Genomic DNA, 21,268 nt, shown 5'->3' with positions numbered 1-21,268 from the left:
ACTTTGATAGCATCGAATTATGCAGTTGTTCGATCCCGACCTCCTCAAGACTTTCCTCGCTTTCGTCGATGGCGGTTCCCTGGCGCGGGCCGCGTCGATCGTCGGTCGCTCGCCGTCCGCAGTGACCGCGCAGATGCAGCGGCTGGAGGATGTTGTCGGCGAACCGCTGCTGGTGCCGCAGGGGCGAGGGCGCGGCCTGACGCCGGCAGGCGAGGATCTGATCGTTCACGCGCGTCGCATCCTTGCCGCGCACCGCGAGGCGTGGCTGGCCCTCAAAGGCGCGCACGCCGACGGGCGCGTCGCCATCGGCACCACGCAGGATTTCGCCGACAGCGGCTTGCCGCAGCTTCTCAGGGCTTTTGCTGTCAGCCATCCGCGCGTCAGGATCGAACTGCGCGTCGGCCGTTCCGCCGAACTGGCGCAGGCTTTGCAGGCCGGCACCCTTGATCTGGCCATTGCCATGCGGCAGGTGCCGACACGGGACGAAGTCGGTGTGCTCAAGGAACCAATGATCTGGCTTTGCTCACAGAACGGGCTGGCCACCCGCCACGACGAACTGCCCCTGGCGCTGCTCGATCCCCATTGCGGGTTTCGCGAAGCGGCGACCAGTGCACTCGATGCGGCCGGCCGTCGCTACCGCATTGCTGCCGGCAGTGCCAGCCTTGCCGGCCTGCGTACGGCGGTGCACGCCGGCATCGCCTTGACGTTGAGGACGGCGCGCTTCGCTCATTCCGGCATCGTCGAGGCGCCGAGCGATCTTGATCTGCCGCCGGTGCCGGTCGCCGAATTCGCCGTCCGCTTGCGTGAGGATGCCGACCGGCCGGCGCAGGATCTGGCAGCGTTGTTCAGCGGCAACCTGGCCTTGGCCAATTGAGCCAGCAAAGAAAAAGCCGACCTTGCGGTCGGCTTCTGAGTAGGACGGGCCGAGGGGTTTGGGGGGACTTGGGGTGGCCCGTCGCAGCCATAATGCCTGAGCCCTATGATGGTTCCATGACTTTTCAAATTAATTTTCAGGACCGGATTTCTCGTGATCGGACCACCAACTCGCGCTCGGACGCGGCGAGGATTGGTCATGCATCCGCTGCGCGCTGCCTGGCCATCAGCCAGTCGCGGCCGGCGTGAGCGAACACCGCGCAAAGCACGATGGCGCCACCGACCATGCTGGCTGCCGGCGGGATCTCCGCCAGGAACAGGAAGGCAAACAGGATCGCGAATGGCACTTCAGCTGAACCCAGCAATCCGGACTCGGCCGCCGGAATAAGCCGGGTGCCCTCCGTCCACAGGATCGAAGCCAGCGCGAACGAGGCGCCGAAGGTGGCTAGAAGCACAGCGTCCCTGGCCGAGACAGCCAGCGGATCGGCGACGAACCAGCCGAGCACGAACAAAAGGAATGCCGACACCGCACCCGCCCACACCACCGGCGTGTCGCGGAAGGCGCGCACCATGATCATGTAGAGCGCGCTGCCGATCGTCATCAGCAGCGCCAGCCCGTCGCCGAACAAATGGCCGGTGCCGAAGCCGGACCAGACCATGATTGCCACACCGCATAATGACACAGCGGCGGCGGCAAGCGTCTGCAGCCGGAACGGCTCGCGGACCAACAGGAGGGCCAGCAGCGCGGTGACGAAGGGGGCGGTGGCATAGATGATCGCGACATTGGCGACAAAGGTGAACTTGAACGCCGAGATGAAGGCGATGCTGGCGAGCGCGCCCTCGATCGCCAGCAGCCAGCCGCGCCAGCCGAGCCGCAGGCTGTCGCGACCGCCGGAGCGCTGGTGGCGCCATAGCACATAGAGGCTGATCAGGATCGAGCCGACGAAGCCGCGCCAGCAGGTAATGGTCAGCGGGTCGGCATGGATCGATTTGGTCAGCACGCCGGTGAGGCCGAAGACGGCCGCCGATGCCGAGACCAGGATGATGCCGAGGGTACGTTCGCGGGCGCTTTCCACTGTGCATGGCATGTCCAGCGATCCCGTCATCTCACCAGCCTACGCTGCCCCTTCCTGACACCATAGTGTCAGCTTGAGGCGTCCTGCATCGAAAACAGCAGGTAGGCAGCCCCGCTGAACAGGATTCCGGCAAGAACCCGTTCGCGGGTTTTCACGATGGCGATATCGGCCATATGTCCGGCGGCCTTACGAATGTGTTGCGAGAGACGGTGTGATGGCGTTGGATGCTCCCCGTATCGTCAGGCTATACCGGCGAAACCCTGCCAAGCGCTACGCCAGCGCGGACTTGCGTTTGGGGCAGGCGGCATAGCCGTAAAGCAGCGAAGCCAGGGCAATTATGGGAGACGACAAAATGGATGCGATCGCATTGAAGGCCGTGCAGGCGCCGCTGAAGGTGGCCTATCGCGACGACGCCTCGCGCGCGCTGATTACTCTCCGCGCCAAAGGCTCGATCGACGACCAATCGATCGCCTGCAAGGTCGAGACAGGCAGGGCGATCGCCATTGCCGGGCTGCATCCGGCGACCGGCGGCACCGGGCTCGAACTCTGCTCCGGCGACATGCTGCTGGAGGCACTGGTGGCTTGCGCCGGCGTCACGCTGAAGGCGGTAGCGACGGCGCTGGAATTCAAGCTTGGGGCCGCCACGGTGGAAGCCGAAGGCGACCTGGACTTTCGCGGCACGCTTGGCGTGGCAAAGGATGCGCCGGTTGGCTTCCGCGCCATCCGGCTGACATTTGGCCTCGACACCGACGAGCCGCAGGAGCGCATCGATGCGCTGCTCAAGCTGACCGAGCGCTACTGCGTCGTGTTGCAGACCATCAGCCAGAAGCCGGAGCTGACGGTAAGCGCGCGACGCTGACGATCTCCCCCTCAAGTGGGGAGATCACGCTGTCCTACTGCGCCGACGGCTCCTCGGCGTCGCCCTCGTCGGCGAAGGGCGAGGCGCTCGGCACGCACTGCACCGACCAGCCGGCCGGCGTCGGTTGCTTCTGGTATTCGGTTATGGCGAAGGCGCACTGTTCGCGGGTGTCGAATGTGCTGGGCAGCACGACCATGCCGCCTTGCGGGCCAGCGATCACCAGATACCAGACTAACGCTACGCTCGGTGCCGCCATGAGTATTTCCTCGCTCTGCTTGTTTTGGGAGTCGCACGATCCTAGCAACTCCGGCCCAGCGGCGAAAGCTGGGCCAAAGCGCGGCGTTAAGCCACGGTATCACAGCCACGTGATGTCGGGTCGTTTTGGTTCAGTTCACCGCAAAACAATAGAACAGGCCGTCGCCGCCGGTGCCCTTCAGCGCTTCCTGGCTGCAGCCACCGCGTGACGCATGCGAGGAATTCCACGATTTGGCGGCTGCCGAGCCATCGAGGCCGGTACGATCGTGATGACCCATCATGGCCACACCTTCTGCTCCGCTCAGCGTCCAGTCGCCGCAGGTCTGGTCGGCAATTTTCGTGCCATCCGGCTTGGAGCCGGTCAACACGTCGTGCCGGTTGGGCGTGTCGCCGCGGCCGTTGACCATTTGGCCCTTTTCGTCGAGTGCCGTCTGTTTGGTGATGGCATTGGCATCGCTATGCAGGGAAGCGACATCATCGGCGATCTTGACGCCCTCGGCGTTGAACCACGGGCCTTTGCCGATACGGTCGCGTGCATCGGTATCGGTGGTCGAGAGATAGGCGCGCCATGTCTTGCCGGTAACGCCCGCGGCTTCGGCCAGTGAACTACAATGGGCGTCGGCGCCGGCGAGACCGCCGAGATCGGCGCCTTTGCCAGAGCCGACGCTGGTGACGAAAAAGCTCATCGTTGCCTCCTGCGACGACGCGGCGCCGATCACTGCAAGCAGCGCGGTGGCAGTCAAGAGAAGCAGTCTCCGCATTTGGTCCTCCGTTTCTCGAATTGTGGCACCCGAACAACGTTGGTGCCGGCGCAATTCTTCCGGCAAAATGCGATGTGTGGCTACTTCGGCTGCCGGTAGGCGACAAAGCGATTGTGCTTGGCCTGGAAGATCAGCCCGGTCTCCTTGAGCGTAGGGCTGGCCAGCGGCACGATTCGCTTGGCGATCTCCGAAGGGTGCGGCAGCGTTTCAGGATCCTCGCCGGGTACGGCCTGCGCCCGCATCGCGGTGCGCGTTGCCCCGGGATCGGCGGCATTGACCCTGAGCGGCAGGGTTTCGGTCTCATGCGCCCATGAACGCGTCATGGCCTCGACCGCCGCCTTCGACGCCGCATAAGGCGCCCAGAAGGCGCGTGCGGAGTGGGCAAGGCTGGAGCTCAGCACGATAGCACGGCCGGCATCGGAAAGCCTGAGCAGCGGGTCGACCGAGCGGATCAGCCGCCATGTTGCGGTGACGTTGATGGTCATCACCTTCTCGAAGGTCTTGGCCTCGACATGGCCGATCGGGGCGATGACGCCGAGCACGGCGGCGTTGGCGACCAGTATGTCGAGCTTGCCCCAGCGCTCGTGGATGGCGCCGCCCAGCCGGTCGATCCCCGCCATGTCGGCAAGATCGAGCGGTACCAGCGTCGCCTGTCCGCCACCTGCCTTGATCTGGTCGTCGAGTTCTTCCAACCCGCCGACGGTGCGGGCAACCGCAATCACATGCGCACCGGCGGCGGCAAGCTCCCTGGCGATGAAATAGCCGATGCCGCGCGAGGCGCCGGTGACGACCGCAACGCGGCCGGAGAGGTCAAGGCTCATACGATGGATTCCGACAGGCAAGGTGAAACCGCCGTGAGGGGCTAAGGGGAGGGAGACAAACGGACCGGCAAGGCCTACGACCCGCCTGCCGCCAAGAGCGACAGCGTGCGCACATTGTCGGAGCCTTCGAAGTCGGCAAGCCGGGTCGGATACTGGCCGGTGAAGCAGGCGTCGCAGAATTGCGGCTGCTCGTTGTCGCGGCCGGCCTCGCCGACGGCGCGGTAGAGCCCGTCGATCGACAGGAAGCCGAGCGAATCGACGCGGATGAACTCGGCCATCTCCTCCACCGACATGCGCGACGCCAGCAGCTTCGACTTTTCCGGTGTGTCGACGCCGTAAAAGCAGGAGGCGCGCGTCGGCGCCGAAGCGATGCGCATATGCACTTCCTTGGCGCCGGCATCGCGCACCATCTGGACGATCTTCTGGCTGGTGGTGCCGCGCACGATCGAATCATCCACCAGCACCACGCGCTTGCCTTCGATCATGCGGCGGTTGGCGTTGTGCTTGAGCTTGACACCCATGTGGCGGATCGAATCGCCGGGCTGGATGAAGGTGCGGCCAACATAGTGATTGCGGATGATGCCGAGCTCGAACGGAATGCCCGCGGCCTGCGAAAAGCCGATCGCCGCCGGCGTGCCCGAATCCGGCACCGGCACGACGATGTCGGCCTCGACCGGACTTTCCTGCGCCAGCTCGGCGCCGATGCGCTTGCGCACTTCATAGACGTTGCGGCCTTCGACCGACGAATCCGGCCGCGCGAAATAGACATATTCGAAGATGCAGAAGCGGGTCTTCTGCGGCTCGAACGGGAACAGGCTTTCGATGCCCTTGCTGGTGACGACGACCATTTCGCCGGGCTTCAGGTCGCGTACGAAACGCGCACCGATAATATCGAGCGCGCAGGTCTCGGAGGCGAGAATCCAGGCGCCGTCGAGATCGCCGAGCACCAGCGGGCGGATGCCGAGCGGGTCGCGGCACCCGATCATCTTCTTGGACGTCATCGCCACCAGCGAGAAGGCGCCTTCGACTTGGCGCACCGCATCGATGAAGCGCGAATTCAGGTCGCGCTCCTTGCTGGTGGCAACCAGGTGCAGGAGCGTTTCGGTGTCGGAGGTGGAAGAGAAGATGGCGCCTTGCTTCTGCAGGGCGCGCTGAACGGTCATGGCGTTGGTGAGATTGCCGTTATGGGCGACGGCAAAGCCGCCATCGGCAAGTTCGGCGAAGAAAGGCTGGATATTGCGCAGACCGGCGCCGCCGGTGGTGGCATAGCGTGTGTGGCCGATAGCACGGTTGCCTTGCAGGCTGTCGATGACACGCTGCTTAGTAAAGGTGTCGCCGATCAGGCCGACATGGCGTTCGACATGGAATTGGGTGCCGTCATAGGAAACGATGCCGGCCGCTTCCTGGCCTCGATGCTGCAACGCATGCAGACCGAGCGTTACGATGGCTGCGGCGTCCTGCCGGCCGAAAATGCCGAACACGCCGCATTCGTCGTGGAAATGGTCATCGGCTTCGGCGGAAAGCACGTCGTCTGCGTCTGCCACTGAGGCTGCCATTGGGGCTCAAGCTCCGCTAAAGCCGCCATATAAGGTCATAGCGCATCGAAAGCAACGCACGTCGTGCGGCGTTCACATGATCGACAGTCTTGAGCCTCGCAAGTCTGTCGAAATCAGTTTGCCGGCGCCGGGTTTGCAGGTGCCGGCGTCGCGGGCGCATTGTCGGCCGGCGGCGCATCGCTGTCGTCGGGTGCCGGAGCAGTGGCGTCGTCGCCGGCGGCAGGGGCTTCCGCTGCAGGCGCATCGGGGGCCAGAGGCGTCTCGGTGGCCGGCTGATTCGGATTGAGCTTGTTGAGGATGGCGTTTTCCGGATCCTCGGGCAGCAGGCTTTCGAGCTTGGCGCCGATCGATTCGAGCAATGGCTTTGACTTGGCGTTGGCAATCCAGCCTGGAGCCTTGGCGCCGGCCAGCCAATTGAAGAAAAGCAGCGCGACAGCGACGACCAGGATGCCGCGCGCCGCGCCATAGAGGAAGCCAAGTGTACGATCGAGCGCGCCGATCCTGGAATCGATGATCCAGTCGGCGAGCTTCATGGTGATGACCGAAACGACGATCAGCGCGACAATGAAGACGATACCGGCGGCCGCCGCCATGGCGGCCTTTTCGTTGTCGACATAGGGCTGAATGTAAGGCAGCACCGGCTTGTAGAAGAAGAAGGCGGCGGCCGCGGCGGCTGCCCAGGAGATGATCGACAGGATCTCGCGCGAAAAGCCGCGAACCATAGCGAGCATCGCCGAGACCAGGGTGAAGCCGACGAGAATTCCGTCAAGCAGCGTAATCGGCATGTTTTTCGCCCCACTCCGATCTCTTTTTCACGGCCCGACGAGCCGCATCACTCTTGCTCGTCGGCGCGGCTGCGCCGAGAGCCGGCTATTCGCGCCACGAGATCGGCAAGCTCGGTGGGCTGGAAAGCGCTGGCTCCGATCCCCCCGACCGCATTACCACCAACAAGTTCCTCGCTGCCCAAGGGCAGAACCGCGCGTCCGAAACCCAGCTTTTCGGCTTCCTTGAGGCGCTGCTGCGCATGCGCAACCGGCCTCACCGCACCCGAAAGGCTGATTTCGCCGAAATAGACGCAATCGGCGGGAAGGGCAAGACCGGTGAGCGAGGAAACCAGTGCCGCCGCCACTGCCAGGTCGGCCGCCGGCTCCGAAATGCGGTAGCCGCCGGCAACGTTGAGATAGACGTCGTGCGTGCCGAAGCGGACGCCGCAATGGGCTTCCAGAACCGCCAGGATCATCGACAGCCGGGCACCGTCCCAGCCGACGACGGCGCGGCGCGGTGTGCCCAGCGTCGATGGCGCCACCAGCGCCTGGATCTCGACCAGCACCGGCCGTGTGCCTTCCATGCCGGCGAAAACCGCGGCACCCGGCGACTTCGCATGGCGCTCACCGAGGAAAAGCTCGGACGGGTTGGCGACTTCCCGCAAGCCCTTGTCCGACATTTCGAAGACACCGATCTCATCGGTCGGCCCGAAGCGATTCTTGACCGTGCGCAGGATGCGGTAGTGGTGGCCGCCTTCGCCCTCGAAATAGAGCACCGCGTCGACCATGTGCTCGACGACGCGCGGTCCGGCGATCTGGCCCTCCTTGGTGACGTGGCCGACCAGAACGATCGCCGCCCCTGTGGATTTTGCGTAGCGGATCATCGCCTGGGCGGCGGCACGCACCTGGGTCACCGTGCCGGGCGCCGAATCGGCCATATCGGTCCACAGCGTCTGGATCGAATCGAGAATGACCAGATCCGGCCGCTTACCATCGGCGATGGTGGCGAGGATGTCCTCGACATTGGTTTCGGCGGCGAGCTCGACCGGGGTGTCGGCGACGCCGAGCCGCTGGGCGCGCAGCCTGATCTGCGCGACCGCCTCTTCGCCCGAGACATAGACGATGCGGTGGCCCTTTGCCGCCAGCGCGGCCGCGGCCTGGGTGAGCAGCGTCGACTTGCCGATGCCGGGATCGCCGCCGACCAGCAGCGCCGAGCCGCGCACGAAGCCGCCGCCGGTGGCGCGGTCGAGCTCGCCGATGCCGGAGACGATGCGCGGCGCGTCCTCGATATCGCCGGAGAGGCTGGTCAGCACCACCGCGCGGCCCTTGCGGGCGTTGCGCATGTTGGCCGGGCCCGAGCCGATGCCGCCTGCCGTGCCTTCTTCGACCAGCGTGTTCCACTCGCCGCAGGCATCGCATTTGCCGGCCCAGCGCTGATGCACGGAGCCGCAATTCTGGCAGATGAACTGGACGCGGGATTTGGCCATCAGGCGCGGCCTGCGACAATTGAAAGACAGGTCGGCGGGACAGCGCCCCCCTCTGTCCTGCCGGACATCTGCCCCCCAAGGGGGGAGATTGGCAGCTCCGATATTGCCGTACATCTAGCAGCATTGACGATTGCCGAAAGCCGAAACGACATCCGATCTCCCCCCTTGAGGGGGAGATGTCCGGCAGGACAGAGGGGGGTGCGAAGGAATGAGACCTGTATCAAGAGGTCACTCGAACCGATCCGGCAAATGATGCTCTTCCGCAAGGTCCGAGAAGCGGGTGAACTCGCCCTGGAAGGCGAGGCTGACCGATCCCGTTGGGCCGTGGCGCTGTTTGGCGACGATGACCTCGGCCTTGCCGCGCATCTCGTTCATCTCGTGTTCCCATTTGATGTATTCGTCGGTGCCCGGCTTCGGCTCGCGGTTCTTCAGATAATATTCCTCGCGGTAGACGAACAGCACCACGTCGGCGTCCTGCTCGATGGAGCCCGATTCGCGCAGATCCGAAAGCTGCGGGCGCTTGTCGTCGCGGCTCTCGACCTGGCGCGACAGCTGCGACAGCGCGATGATCGGCACCGCCAGCTCCTTGGCTAGTGCCTTGAGGCCGGTGGTGATCTCGGTGATTTCCTGGACGCGGTTTTGCGAGGATTTCGCGCTCGATCCCTGCATCAGCTGGATATAGTCGATAACGATGACGTCGAGGCCGCGCTGGCGCTTCAGGCGACGCGCGCGGGCCGACAGCTGAGCGATGGAAATGCCGCCGGTCTGGTCGATGAACAGCGGGATTTTCTGCATTGTCTGCGAGCAGGCGACCAGCTTTTCGAAATCCATCTCGCTGATCTCGCCGCGCCGGATTTTCGACGACGGGATTTCCGTCTGTTCGGAAATAATGCGGGTGGCCAGCTGTTCGGATGACATTTCGAGCGAAAAGAAGCCGACGACGCCGCCATTGGCCGCCTTGAACGAGCCGTCCGCCTGTTGCGCCGGGACATAGGCCTCGGCGATGTTGAAAGCGATATTGGTGGCGAGCGAGGTCTTGCCCATGCCGGGGCGGCCGGCAATGATGATCAGGTCGGACGACTGCAGGCCGCCCATGCGGCGGTCGAGATCGCGCAAGCCGGTAGCAACGCCCGACAAATGCCCGTCGCGCATATAAGCCGCATTGGCCATGTCGACGGCGGTCTTGACGGCATCGGTGAAGCTCTCGAAGCCGCCATCGTAGCGGCCGGTTTCGGCCAATTCGAACAGGCGCCGCTCGGCATCCTCGATCTGGTCGGAGGGCGACATGTCGACCGGCGCGTCATAGGCGATGTTGACCATGTCCTCGCCGACAGTGATTAGCGCGCGCCGCGTCGCCAGATCGTAGATGGCGCGGCCATAGTCGGTGGCGTTGACGACGGTGACGGCCTCGACCGCCAACCGCACGACATATTGCGCCACCGTCATGTCGCCGACCTTCTCGTCGGCCGGCAGGAAGGTCTTCAGCGTGATCGGCGTCGCGATCTTGCCCATGCGGATGAGCTCGGCCGCGACCTCGAAGATCTTTCTATGCAGCGGCTCGTAGAAATGGCCGGGCTTCAGGAAGTCGGAGACGCGGTAGAAGGCATCGTTGTTGACCAGTATGGCGCCGAGCAGCGCCTGCTCGGCCTCGATATTGTTCGGCGCCTCGCGATAGAGCGGTGTTTCCGCCACGCCGAATTTTCGTGCTGCCTCTGCCATGATGTCCCCGGTCCTGATCCCCGTCTCTCGATATCAGAACGAGACAAGTCGGTGATGACTTATCTGCATCAGTCCCCAACCAACCAACTTTGATGCCCGCGATTCACAGCCAGGATCTTTCGGTGGAAAGAATCTCGATTGACTCGAATCAAGATGGCGAGCCTAGCCGTTCTCGGGCGAGAACAAAACAGGAAAATAGCTGCCGGTCATTCCGGCAAGGCATCACCCCAATCCAGTCGCCGCGCGGCCTTGAACGTCTCGCCGTCGCGCTTGGTGAACAGTCGCTCGGCAGCACCCCCATCCTGTTCGCAAAGCTTCAGCAAGACCTTGCCGGACCCCGACTTCGGCGGTGCGATCACTCGCGCTCGAGGCGGAGCGGCCGGATGGCGGGAGGCCGCGACAAAGATGAATTTCTCGTCCTCCCACGGCACCTCGGCATCCTTGGCCAGACGGTGTAGGCGCGAGCGGGCGACGCGGCGGGCGAAATGGCACCAGTCGGGGGCAACGAGCGGGCAGGGCGCCTCATGCGGGCAGGGCGCAAGCACGTGCGCGCCGGCCTCGATCAACTGCCGCCGCACGGCAAGAATACGCTGCCAGCCGGCCGGCGTGCCCGGCTCGACCACCAGCAGCGTGTCTGCGGTCAGCTGCCAGAGCCGGTCGACGAGTTTTGCCAGCGATGCCGGCGCGATCTCATCCAGCACATAGGCTGAAGTCACCAGCTCGGCCGGCTCCAGATCGACCAGGTCGATGGTGATGTCGCCGGTCCGCCAGGCGGTCCTGGCCGTGATCGCATCCGCGGCAAGTGCTTCGCCGACCCTTCGTACCGCGGCGCCGGCCTCGAGTAGCACCGCCTGTTCGAGATCCGGCCAGAGATTGATTGTGGCCCAAAGCACCGTGCCAGGGCCGGCGCCGACATCGAGCAAGGTCTTCGGAGCATAGTCGGGCCGAGACTCGCCCACCGCATCGAGGCTGGCGCGAACGGCCGCATAGGTCGCCGGTAGCCGCGTTGCCAGATAGGCCTTCACCGCCATGTCTTCGGCCATGTGCAGGCGACCGTCGCGCAACTCTGCGCGGTAGCGGTCCGACAGCGTCTTTGCCGCTTGCTTAAGCATCGGCAAAGGCACCTGTTCGAGAAGGCGGTCGACGCCCTGTCTAAGCGGGACGGGCAGTTCCATCGCTTAGGCAGTCCGAGGTGCGAGCAGAATGACCGAGGCGCCAACGATGCAGATCGCGGCACCGGCAAGATCCCAGCGGTCGGGGTGCACGCCTTCCGCCAGCCACAGCCAGGCCAGCGAGGGGGCAATGTAGATGCCGCCATAGGCGGCGTAGGCCCGGCCCGCCGCGCTGGTGTCGACCAGCGCCAGCAGCCACGCGAATAGCACGAGCGAGACGAGACCGGGCGCCAACCACAGCGGCGACTTGTCCAGCCGCCGCCACGCCCAGAACGAAAAGCAGCCGGCGATCTCGGCAAGTGCGGCGGCGACGTAGAGGAGGTAGGTCATGAAAAAAGGGTCCCGCGTTTGACGGGACCCTTTTCAGCGTGCCGGCCGGCAATGGCAAGTGGCGATGGCGTGATGCCGGCAGTCTACTCCGGATCCGCCACCTTGCGGCGGCGAGTGGGCTTGGCAACCGGAGCCTTTTCGCGACGTCCAAGATCGCGCATCTCCAGCGCCTTCTCGCAACTGGCCATGTAGTCGCGCGTCATCGGCAGCGTGTCGTTCTTCTTGGCAATCTGGATCTGGAAGATCACCAGATCCTGCCAGCGGAAGGCAGCTTCCGAGGCGGCAAGATAGAACTCCCACATGCGGCAGAAGCGCTCGTCATAAATCGCCCTGGCCTTGTCGCGGTTGGCCGCGAAGCGCTCGCCCCAATGCTTCAGCGTCTCGGCATAATGCAGCCGCAGAACCTCGATGTCGGTGACGACGAGCCCCGATTTTTCGATGGCCGGCATCACTTCGGATAGCGACGGGATGTAGCCGCCCGGGAAGATGTACTTGCGGATGAAGGCGCTGGTTGCCCACGGCACGCCGGAGCGGCCGATCGTGTGCAGCAGCATGACGCCGTCCGGCTTCAGCAGCGTCGCCGATTTGTCGAAGAAGGTGCGGAAATGATTGACCCCGACATGCTCGAACATGCCGACGGAGACGATGCGGTCGAAACGTTCATTGAGTTCGCGATAGTCCTTGATGTCGAAATGCACCCGGTTTTGCAGGCCTTGCGCATGGGCGCGGTCGGTGGCGACGCCGTGCTGCTCGGTCGACAGCGTCACGCCCTGTACGTCGACGTCGAACGCCTTGGCTAGATAGAGCCCAAGCCCACCCCAGCCGGAGCCGATATCAAGAACCGTCTGGCCCGCCTTCAGCCTGAGCTTGGCGGCGATATGGCGCTTCTTGGCTGCTTGGGCCTCGTCGAGCGTCATGTCCGGCTGCTCGAAATAGGCGCAGGAATATTGCATGTCCTCATCGAGGAAGAGGCGGTAGAGGTCGCCCGACAGATCGTAATGGCGCTGCACGTTGCGGCGCGCCCGCGACGCCGTGTTGATCTGCTGCAGGCGCCGGAAGGCGTGGCGCAGACCTTCGATCGCCTTCGACCAGGTGGCATCGATACCGCCGCTGCCCATGTTCTGGAAGGCAATCCGCATCACCCCCAGCACGCCGCCCTCGAGAATGTCGAGTTCACCGTCCATGTAGGCTTCCGGCACCGCCAGCATCGGATCGAAGGTTATTGCGCGCTCGGCATGCCTTGTCTTGATGTGCATGTGCACCGGCTCGCCGCTGCCGTCACCGAAAGTCACCATCGAGCCTTGCGGCCCTGTCACCTTGAGATTGCCTGTGCGGACCAGGCGGTCGAGAACGCGTTTCAGCAGAATATTCATGACCAATTGTCCCCTCTCGGCCAGACATGCTGTCCTATTCTGCATCAAGATATAGGGGTTCGAAAAGTTCCATTTGGCATAAAAATGCCCGGGTACGAGGCCCGGGCATTGGTCCAGAATAGCGATTAGCCGGCGAATGCCGACGAATGACGATCAGCCGTTGTCTTCGCCGCCTTCGAACTCCGCATTCGGATCGAAGAAGTTTTCCGGCCGCGCATTATCGTTGATGTCCTCGCCGTAGATGGCTTCGGCGGTGGTCAGCGTTTCGCCCTTGGCCTGGCGCTCGGCTTCGTCGGCCGTGCGGGCAATGTTGAGCGTGATGGTAACCTCGACTTCCGGGTGCAGCGCGATCGCCACATTGGTGACGCCGATGGTCTTGATTGGCTGGTTGAGCAGGATCTGGTTGCGGTTGACCGAAAAACCTTCCGCCGTCACCAGCTCGGCGATGTCGCGCGTCGAGACCGAACCATAAAGCTGACCGGTTTCGCCGGCCGAGCGCACGGCGATGAAGCTCTTGCCGTCGAGCTTTTCTGCAATCTGCGCGGCTTCGGACTTGCGCTCCAGGTTGCGGGCTTCAAGCTGGGCCCTCTGTCCCTCGAACTTCTTCTTGTTAGCTTCGTTGGCGCGCAGCGCCTTGCCTTGCGGCAGCAGGAAATTGCGGGCGAACCCGTCCTTGACCTTGACGGTATCGCCCATCTGGCCGAGGCGGGAAACGCGTTCGAGAAGAATGACTTCCATGGTTTTGTTCCTTCGCTTGGGCGCTATCCTCAGGATCGGCGCCGAGTTGTCTGGAACAGGTCAGGAAGCTGGGGCGTCGCCGCCTGTGTCGCTGTCCTGCCTGTCGCGGCAGTTAGGATCTCTTGTCGAAATCCAACCCGGGATTTTGATGGCAAACCCTGCGGCGCCCGTCGCCGTGGGAAAAGCGGGCGGCGAACCGCCCGCGTAGATTTTAGCGGACCACGTAGGGCAGCAGGCCGAGGAAGCGGGCGCGCTTGATCGCCTTGGCGAGTTCGCGCTGCTTCTTCTGGCTGACGGCGGTGATACGCGATGGCACGATCTTGCCGCGCTCGGAGATGTAGCGCTGCAGAAGCCGCACGTCCTTGTAGTCGATCTTCGGCGCGTTGGCGCCGGAGAACGGGCAAGTCTTGCGGCGACGGTGGAAGGGGCGCCGGGTTGGGATCTGGTTGATGTCGACCATTATTCTGCGGCTCCTTCAAAGCCTTCGCGCGGACGGCGCGGGCCACGATCGGCACCGCCATCGCCGAAGCTGCGCGGCGGACGATCACCACGGTCACCGCGATCGCGGTCGCCGAATGAGCGCGGGCCACGATCGCCACGGTCGCGGTCGCCGAAGCCGCCGCGTTCCGAGCGCTCTTCGCGCTTCTGCATCATTGCCGACGGACCTTCCTCATGCGCATCGACCTTGATGGTCAGGAAACGCAGCACGTCCTCGGACAGGCCCATCTGGCGCTCCATTTCATTGAGCGCGGCCGGCGGGCAGGTGATGTCCATGAGTGTATAATATGCCTTCCGGTTCTTGTTGACCCGGTAGGTGAGGGACTTCAGTCCCCAGTTCTCGACCCGGCCGACGGACCCGCCATTCGCGGTGATGACGCCCTTGTACTGTTCGACAAGCGCATCGACCTGCTGCTGCGAGAGGTCCTGCCGGGCAAGAAACACATGTTCGTATAGAGCCATAGTGTTTGTGCCTTTCTTCGTTTCTCTCCCGGTTCCCGGCGGCAAAAGCCTCTGCAACTTCTCTGACCCGCAATCCTTGCGAAGGCGGGGAAGAAAGGAGCATGACGAGACGGTCGAGAGCGGAGACACGGGAGGCGGAAGCGCTTCTGGCTTCACGCGAAGGTTTCGAAAAACCTCCGGCCCTCCGTTCAGCCCCCAGCAAGGACCGGCAGATTGCGGGCGTCTATACAGGAATTTGACCGCAAAGCAAGGCCAAACGACGGAGCAAACGGCCCTAACGTCCCAGAGCGCCACGGGCCTCGACGGCAAGGCTTACGGATCTCCTGAAACCGGACCTTAACCACCATGCGAAGTTCCAGCATCGGCGGGCGTGGCGGCAACCCGTCGTTCATCATGCGGATGCAAAAGCAAACAGTCTGCGCGAGTTCGGCACCAAGGCGGTTTGGGGACAAAAATGCTTTTCGACAAATTCTGCCGTTCGAAGAGCGGCAACTTTGCCCTGATGCTGGCGTTCGGGCTGCCTGCGGTTCTGACCGCCGTCGCCTTTGCCGTGGACGTGTCCACCTTGATGAGGGCCAAGGTCAGCTTGCAGAATGCGCTCGATTCCGCGAACCTTGCATCTTCGCATCTCGGCGACATCGAGGCTTCGCGCAAGGACGTCTTCGACCGCTACTTCCAGACCAATGTCGCCGGCCACAGCGAGTTGAGGAACGCCGAAGCGACGCTTACCGTGGAAAGGGGCCTCAATTACATCCAGACCAAGGCTGTCGCCACGGCGGACGTCAATTTGAACTTCGCCTTCCTGTTCGGCAACGACAAGCGCATCACCGTCGATGCCGGCGCCGTCGAATCGACCAATCAGCTCGAAGTCGTGCTGGTGCTCGACAATACCGGGTCGATGGCCAGCAACGATCGCATCGGCGCATTGCGGACGGCGGCGACGGCCCTGATCGATATGCTCGAAGCGGCGAAGTCGCCGACGCGCAGCGTACGTGTCGCGGTGGTGCCGTTCGTCACCGCGGTCAACGTCAAGGGCGAGGACTACGATCCGGCCTGGATCGACATGGCCGGCAAATCGCCGAACAATGGCGCCAATTTCCCCTTGGTCGGCGGCAAGCGCGTCAACCATATGGACCTGTTCAAGCAATTGGGCGTCGAATGGAGAGGCTGCGTCGAAGCGCGGCCCGGAACCAACAATGTTTCCGACATTTCGCCCGACCAAAACAAACCGGACACCCTGTTCGTACCCTATTTCGCGCCGGACGATCCAGGTAACGCTAAAAATCCAACCAGCTCCTACGGCAATTCAGCGACCGGCTACAACAATTCCTATCTCGACGATACCGTTGTCACCGTGCTTCCCGGCCTCACCAGCGACATGGCGAAGTACAGTGTTTCGACGATGAAGCTGATCAACGACAAGAGAGGCCCACTGACTATCGGCCCAAACCGGGCCTGTCCGACGCCGATAGTGCCGCTGACCGATGATTTCGACAAATTGCGGAAAGCCGTCGGTGAGATGATCGAATGGAACGGCTCGGGGACCAATGTTTCGGAAGGCTTGTCATGGGGGATGCGGGTGCTCTCGCCGGAACCGCCTTACAGCGACGGCGCGCCGTTCAGGGCGTCAGGCACGACCAAAACGGTGCTGCTGCTCACCGACGGCGAGAATGTTGTCTATGGCGCGAAGGATACGCCACAGAAGTCGGACTATGGCTCCTACGGATTCCTGGCCTCGGGTCGGTTTGGATCCAGCGACCAGACCGCGGCTGCGCGCAATGTCGACGATTGGACAACCAATGTATGCAACACATTGAAGAAGCAGGACGTGCAGATCTTCACAGTGCTGCTGCAGGCCGACACCGCAGCCAACCGCAAGCTCTACGAGGCCTGCGCATCGTCGCCGTCGGATTATTACCCGACCAACGACGTCAGTCAGCTCGAAAGCGTCTTCCTTAAAATCGGAAGCTCGATTTCGCAGCTGCACTTGACGAACTGAACGACGTCGGCCGCTCTCCCGCCGCCGCTGCTCAACTCGTGTGTGCAGCCACTTTGCCCGTGGTTTCGGGGAAGAAATCGGGCGCCGCATGGCGCTTGCCGAACATCATGTCGTATTGCAGCAGACGGAAGTCGCGGATTGCCGGATCGATCTCTTTCTGACGCGACCAATCGGGGGTGGCGTCGCCCCCCGGTGCCAAAAGCAAATTGCGGTCGATAACGCGGTAGCGCTCTCGCAACTGTCCGAGGAAGCCGGTGTAATAGGGATGGCTGATGCCGGCTGTCTTCAGGATATGGTAGGGCAGGAAGGACGGGCTGACGGCGCCTAGATCCTCGGCCGGGCCGCTGCGATTCGACCAGACGATCAGCGGCGTCTGGTGGTGCAGCAGCATCTGGTCGGCTGCCTCCTTGCGCGGCGCAACATTGTCCTTCAGGAAGCCGGTCTCGACGTAGACCGGCCCAAGCGGCGGCAGATGGTCGCCGAAGAACGCGATGACGGTCGGCCGCTCGCGTTTCTTCGCCCATTCGATCAGCCGCTCGAGGCCGCGGTCCGCGTCGGAAGAGCCTTCGGCATAGCTCAACAGCGATTCACGGGCCCATTGGCTGATCGGCGCCTGCACCTTGTGGGTCGGATTGTTATAGCGATACGGCTCATACGGCCCGTGGTTCTGCAGGCTGACGGCGAAAAAGAACACCGGCTCGGCGCTGGTATCGGCTTCGTGGATGATCTCGTCGGTCATCGCAGCGTCCGACGCGAGCGGTCCGCGCTTCTGCATGGGCGGCAACGTCTCCTCGGACTTGAAGTCGTTGAAGCCGAAATCGGCATAGACGGCCCCCCGGTTCCAGAACCAATTGGTGCCGGGATGGATGGCGCGCGCCCGGTAGCCCTGACTTTTCAGGAAGGTCGCCAGCGAGGGAGTCGGTGTCCGCACATATTGCTGGTAGGGAATGCTGCCCGCCGGCAGGAAGGCGTTGGAAAAGCCGGTCAGGGCCTCGAACTCGATGTTGGCCGTCATGCCGCCGAACTCGGGCGAGAACATGTAACCCGTGCGCAGTGCCCGCACACTGGGGATAGGGTCGGGTGTGATGGTGACGCCAGGCAGCTTGGTCGGATCCCAGAAGGATTCGCTCATGACGACGATGATGTCGGGCTTCTCGGCAGGTACCGAGGCGGTCACCTGCGGTTTGCCGATCGCTTCGATCGCCTTGTCGGAATAGCCGGGCGGCGCCGAGACATGCGCCATCGGAACGTTAAGCGCGAAGGCGAGCGCAAAACCGTTTGAGGCATAGTTTTCCTTCTGGTCCCACATGATCGGGATGATCTGCAGCCGGTCGCGCGTCCACGAGAAAGTGGCATAGTCCATGATGGAAACGAAGAAGGCGATCAGCGGTACTGTCAGCGTCAGCCGGGCAAGGCGGCCCTTGTGGCTGAGCGCCGGAACGCGGCGGCGCCATAGCCGCCAGCCATAGACGAGCAGCGACAGCCCGCCGACGATGCCGATCGCCAGGGCAATGGCGGTTCCCGGGCGATCGCGTACCAGAAGCGGCATCAGTGCCACGATCTGCCGGGAATAAAGGAAATCGGTCGGATAGAGCGGATCGCCGAGATACAGCGACTTCTGGTGGCCGACGAACGCCAGCGACAATGTCAGCGGCGCGACGATCATCAGGCTCTGATGACTGCGGCCGAGCACGGCGTCGAGGCCGATGAGGATCAGCGCAAAAATGATGATCGTGGTCCAGCCGGGTTTGAAAGGCTGCAGAAAGAAATCAATGGTGCCGGCAAAGTTGCCGCGCACGATCAGTTCGATGGCAAACACAAGGATGGCCGCAGCCAGCAAGCTGATAAGGCCATAGCGGATGACAGGCCATTTGCGCGCCGGCAGATAGCCGGTCGACGGATCGCCTTCAAGAAACTGGGGCGCCGCCTCGGCTGCGCTCTGCTTGGTCTTTGCCACTTCAATAGTTCCCCGGCCCGCAACAAAAGCGTCACTCGATTGTCATCGAACTGTCACGCAAAGCCTAGCGCCTGTGGCGGAAATAAGAAGAGCCAGCAAACAAATCGTGAGCGGTTTTCATCATGAGTGATCGCCAAAAAGCCTGCCGAAACAGGCACTCGGCCGATATTACTCGATCAAGGTTGGACTTGACTTGGCCGCACGCCTTGCGTCACAGGCAACGTGAACCAGCAGCTGGGAGCCGCCGATGGCCATCGCATTCACCTTTCCGGGGCAGGGCAGCCAGGCTGTCGGCATGGGCAAGGACCTCGCCGATACCTTTGTGGAATCGCGGCGGATCTTCGAGGAAGTTGACGACGCGCTCGGCGAAAACCTATCGAAGCTGATCTGGGAAGGCCCGGAAGAGACGCTGACGCTGACCGCCAACGCCCAGCCGGCGCTGATGGCGGTGTCGCTTGCCGCAATCCGGGCGCTGGAGGCGCGCGGCTTCTCCCTGAACGGCAAGGTCACCTATGTCGCCGGCCACTCGCTCGGCGAATATTCGGCACTTGCGGCCGCAGGTTTCGTTTCGGTCGCCGACGCCGCCCGGCTGTTGCGCATCCGCGGCAATGCCATGCAGGCGGCTGTGCCGGCCGGCGAGGGCGCCATGGCGGCGATCATCGGGCTGGAACAGGCCGACGTCGAAGCCGCTTGCGCAGAGGCCGCCCAGGGCGCCGCCAAAGATCCCGCACAAGCCTTGGTTTGCCAGATCGCCAATGACAATGGCGGCGGCCAGCTGGTGATCTCCGGCGCCAGGCCAGCGGTCGAACTGGCGGCGAGGCTATGCACGGAGAAGGGCGCCAAGCGGGCGCTGATGCTGCAGGTCTCGGCGCCCTTCCATTCGGCATTGATGAAGCCTGCGGCCGAGATCATGCGGGAGGCGCTGGCCGCCGTGACGAAGAGTGCGCCGGTCGTGCCGCTGGTCTCCAATGTTACGGTGACCCCGACGAGCGATCCCGACGAGATCGCCCGCCGACTCGTCGAACAGGTGATCGGGCGCGTGCGCTGGCGCGAAACGGTGGAGTGGTTCGGCAGCAACGGCGTTGTGACGCTTTACGAAGTGGGCGCCGGCAAGGTGCTGTCGGGGCTGGCCCGCCGCATCAACCGCGACATTGCCACCAGCAGCATCGGATCGGCGGCGGAGGTCGAGACGGCACTTGCCGCCTTGGGTGACCACGTAGCTTGAATTCATCAGTGCTTGCCGCTACATGAATACATGTATCGCAACAAGGTGCGGCATGCCCACATCGATCCGCCTTTCTCCTGAAGTCGAGCAGCGCCTGGATTTTCTCGCGGCCAAGACTGGTCGCAGCAAGGCCTACTATCTGCGCGAGCTCATTGAACGTGGTCTGGAGGACTTGGAGGATTACTACCTGGCTGCCGAAGTCGTTGAGCGGATCAGGCGTGGTGAAGAAGACGTCATGAGAGCCGAGGACTTCTGGCGTGGCCTGGACGCTTGAATACGCCCACTCGGCGCGAAAATTTGTCGAAAAACTGGATCCGCAGACACGTCACCGTATCCGTGATTTTATTGAAAACCGCATTGCCGTTCTCGACAACCCGCGTGAACTCGGCAAACCGCTGAAGGGCCCGCTCGCAACCTTTTGGAGATATCGCGTCGGGGATTATCGCATCATTTGCGATGTGCAGGATAACCGGCTCGTCATTCTGGTGGTAACCATAGGCCACCGCGGCAACGTTTACAGATAGCCGAACTCACCGGCCCGTATGATTGGCCAGTACGATTTGGGAAGAGGATAAAGCATGTTCGAATTGACCGGCCGCAAGGCGCTCGTCACCGGCGCATCGGGAGGTATAGGCGAGGCGATCGCCCGCGTGCTGCACGGCCAGGGCGCCATCGTCGGCCTGCATGGCACACGTATCGAGAAATTGGAGGCGCTGGCCGCCGAACTGGGCGACCGGGTCAAGCTTTTCCCGGCCAATCTTTCCAACCGCGACGACGTCAAGGCGCTCGGCCAGAAGGCGGAAGCTGACCTCGAAGGCGTCGACATCCTCGTCAACAATGCCGGCATCACCAAGGACGGGTTGTTCGTGCGCATGGCTGACGCCGACTGGGATAGCGTGCTCGAGGTCAACCTGACCGCCGTGTTCCGGCTGACCCGCGAGCTTACCCATCCGATGATGCGGCGCCGCCATGGCCGCATCATCAACATCACTTCAGTGGTTGGCGTCATGGGTAATCCCGGCCAGACCAACTATTGCGCCTCCAAAGCCGGTATGATCGGCTTTTCCAAATCGCTGGCGCAGGAGATCGCCACCCGCAATATCACCGTCAACTGCGTCGCCCCGGGCTTCATCGAATCGGCGATGACCGCCAAGCTCAACGACAAGCAGAAAGAGGCGATCATGGCGGCGATCCCGACCCGGCGCATGGGCACGGGCGCCGAAGTCGCCTCAGCCGTCGCCTACCTCGCTTCCAACGAGGCAGCCTACGTCACCGGCCAGACCATTCATGTGAATGGCGGCATGGCAATGATCTAACACTTGGGAAAACGCTTCATTCCGTCT

22 protein-coding genes are annotated in these 21,268 nt (G+C 63.2%); 7 read left to right on the top strand and 15 right to left on the bottom strand.

The genetic code is table 11. From position 1 onward, the window contains the following. Positions 1-19 precede the first annotated feature (19 nt). Positions 20-874: a LysR substrate-binding domain-containing protein gene (locus NKH90_RS22255; protein WP_352501842.1), complete on the top strand. Its 855-nt coding sequence runs from the start codon at positions 20-22 to the stop codon at positions 872-874. Positions 875-1,070: 196 nt separating this feature from the next. On the opposite strand, the gene NKH90_RS22250 is transcribed toward NKH90_RS22255, so the two are convergent. After that, positions 1,071-1,979: a DMT family transporter gene (locus NKH90_RS22250; RefSeq protein ID WP_502896494.1), complete on the bottom strand. Its 909-nt coding sequence runs from the start codon at positions 1,977-1,979 to the stop codon at positions 1,071-1,073. A 322-nt stretch (positions 1,980-2,301) separates the two neighbouring features. On the opposite strand from NKH90_RS22250, the gene NKH90_RS22245 reads away from it, so the two are divergent. Beyond that, positions 2,302-2,808: an OsmC family protein gene (locus tag NKH90_RS22245; protein WP_352820899.1), complete on the top strand. Its 507-nt coding sequence runs from the start codon at positions 2,302-2,304 to the stop codon at positions 2,806-2,808. A gap of 34 nt (positions 2,809-2,842) precedes the next feature. Here the strand turns inward: NKH90_RS22245 and NKH90_RS22240 are convergent, their stop codons facing one another. The 13 genes from NKH90_RS22240 to rpsF form a co-directional block, all read right to left on the bottom strand. Beyond that, a complete protein-coding gene (locus tag NKH90_RS22240; RefSeq protein ID WP_254820234.1) occupies positions 2,843-3,064 on the bottom strand; it encodes a hypothetical protein in 222 nt (73 codons plus the stop codon). 130 nt (positions 3,065-3,194) lie between these two features. Beyond that, complete coding sequence (locus tag NKH90_RS22235) at positions 3,195-3,824, bottom strand: hypothetical protein (protein WP_352820897.1); 630 nt, start codon at positions 3,822-3,824, stop codon at positions 3,195-3,197. 80 nt (positions 3,825-3,904) lie between these two features. Beyond that, the gene (locus NKH90_RS22230; protein WP_352615846.1) at positions 3,905-4,645 is read right to left on the bottom strand and encodes an SDR family NAD(P)-dependent oxidoreductase; all 741 of its coding nucleotides are present in this window, start codon (positions 4,643-4,645) and stop codon (positions 3,905-3,907) included. A gap of 74 nt (positions 4,646-4,719) precedes the next feature. Next, positions 4,720-6,189 (bottom strand): amidophosphoribosyltransferase, encoded by a 1,470-nt coding sequence (gene purF, locus NKH90_RS22225; RefSeq protein ID WP_352820894.1) that lies wholly within the window; start codon positions 6,187-6,189, stop codon positions 4,720-4,722. A gap of 125 nt (positions 6,190-6,314) precedes the next feature. Next, complete coding sequence (locus NKH90_RS22220) at positions 6,315-6,986, bottom strand: CvpA family protein (protein ID WP_023677716.1); 672 nt, start codon at positions 6,984-6,986, stop codon at positions 6,315-6,317. A gap of 47 nt (positions 6,987-7,033) precedes the next feature. Beyond that, complete coding sequence (gene radA / locus NKH90_RS22215) at positions 7,034-8,452, bottom strand: DNA repair protein RadA (protein ID WP_352615843.1); 1,419 nt, start codon at positions 8,450-8,452, stop codon at positions 7,034-7,036. 228 nt (positions 8,453-8,680) lie between these two features. Next, positions 8,681-10,171 carry a replicative DNA helicase gene (locus NKH90_RS22210; protein ID WP_023677714.1) on the bottom strand — a complete coding sequence of 497 codons (1,491 nt, stop codon included), beginning with the start codon at positions 10,169-10,171 and terminating at the stop codon, positions 8,681-8,683. Positions 10,172-10,377: 206 nt separating this feature from the next. Then, positions 10,378-11,346 carry a small ribosomal subunit Rsm22 family protein gene (locus tag NKH90_RS22205; protein WP_352542732.1) on the bottom strand — a complete coding sequence of 323 codons (969 nt, stop codon included), beginning with the start codon at positions 11,344-11,346 and terminating at the stop codon, positions 10,378-10,380. 3 nt (positions 11,347-11,349) lie between these two features. Continuing rightward, the gene (locus NKH90_RS22200; protein ID WP_352615836.1) at positions 11,350-11,673 is read right to left on the bottom strand and encodes a YnfA family protein; all 324 of its coding nucleotides are present in this window, start codon (positions 11,671-11,673) and stop codon (positions 11,350-11,352) included. A gap of 83 nt (positions 11,674-11,756) precedes the next feature. Continuing rightward, a complete protein-coding gene (locus tag NKH90_RS22195; RefSeq protein WP_352471088.1) occupies positions 11,757-13,046 on the bottom strand; it encodes a cyclopropane fatty acid synthase in 1,290 nt (429 codons plus the stop codon). Positions 13,047-13,199: 153 nt separating this feature from the next. Further along, positions 13,200-13,784: a 50S ribosomal protein L9 gene (gene rplI, locus NKH90_RS22190; RefSeq protein ID WP_254820243.1), complete on the bottom strand. Its 585-nt coding sequence runs from the start codon at positions 13,782-13,784 to the stop codon at positions 13,200-13,202. A gap of 211 nt (positions 13,785-13,995) precedes the next feature. Next, the gene (rpsR, locus tag NKH90_RS22185) at positions 13,996-14,244 is read right to left on the bottom strand and encodes a 30S ribosomal protein S18 (protein ID WP_006203718.1); all 249 of its coding nucleotides are present in this window, start codon (positions 14,242-14,244) and stop codon (positions 13,996-13,998) included. Next, entirely contained in the window at positions 14,244-14,744 is a 501-nt protein-coding gene (gene rpsF, locus NKH90_RS22180; protein ID WP_292663863.1) for a 30S ribosomal protein S6, read from the bottom strand. Before rpsF ends, rpsR begins: the two co-directional genes overlap by 1 nt. Positions 14,745-15,198: 454 nt before the next feature. Between rpsF and NKH90_RS22175 the strand changes: the two genes are divergently transcribed. Continuing rightward, a complete protein-coding gene (locus NKH90_RS22175) occupies positions 15,199-16,743 on the top strand; it encodes a pilus assembly protein TadG-related protein (protein WP_352820890.1) in 1,545 nt (514 codons plus the stop codon). A gap of 31 nt (positions 16,744-16,774) precedes the next feature. On the opposite strand, the gene NKH90_RS22170 is transcribed toward NKH90_RS22175, so the two are convergent. Beyond that, the gene (locus NKH90_RS22170) at positions 16,775-18,700 is read right to left on the bottom strand and encodes an LTA synthase family protein (RefSeq protein ID WP_352820888.1); all 1,926 of its coding nucleotides are present in this window, start codon (positions 18,698-18,700) and stop codon (positions 16,775-16,777) included. A 247-nt stretch (positions 18,701-18,947) separates the two neighbouring features. Here NKH90_RS22170 and fabD point away from each other — a divergent pair, with 247 nt between their 5' ends. From fabD to fabG, 4 genes are read left to right on the top strand one after another with little or no spacing between them, the layout of a single operon-like run. Beyond that, positions 18,948-19,925 (top strand): ACP S-malonyltransferase, encoded by a 978-nt coding sequence (gene fabD / locus NKH90_RS22165; protein ID WP_352471091.1) that lies wholly within the window; start codon positions 18,948-18,950, stop codon positions 19,923-19,925. A 52-nt stretch (positions 19,926-19,977) separates the two neighbouring features. Further along, the gene (gene relB / locus NKH90_RS22160) at positions 19,978-20,199 is read left to right on the top strand and encodes a type II toxin-antitoxin system RelB family antitoxin (RefSeq protein WP_352467166.1); all 222 of its coding nucleotides are present in this window, start codon (positions 19,978-19,980) and stop codon (positions 20,197-20,199) included. Then, on the top strand, positions 20,183-20,449 hold the full coding sequence (locus NKH90_RS22155; RefSeq protein ID WP_352471092.1) for a type II toxin-antitoxin system RelE family toxin: 267 nt from the start codon (positions 20,183-20,185) through the stop codon (positions 20,447-20,449). Before relB ends, NKH90_RS22155 begins: the two co-directional genes overlap by 17 nt. A gap of 54 nt (positions 20,450-20,503) precedes the next feature. After that, positions 20,504-21,241: a 3-oxoacyl-[acyl-carrier-protein] reductase gene (gene fabG / locus NKH90_RS22150; protein ID WP_352471093.1), complete on the top strand. Its 738-nt coding sequence runs from the start codon at positions 20,504-20,506 to the stop codon at positions 21,239-21,241. Positions 21,242-21,268: the final 27 nt, after the last annotated feature.

Origin of the sequence: Mesorhizobium sp. M0898 (assembly GCF_040319695.1) — a bacterium.
In the GTDB taxonomy this organism is placed as follows: domain Bacteria; phylum Pseudomonadota; class Alphaproteobacteria; order Rhizobiales; family Rhizobiaceae; genus Mesorhizobium.
Note: the sequence above shows the minus strand (reverse complement) of the source record. Positions and strands in the feature narration are given on the sequence as shown.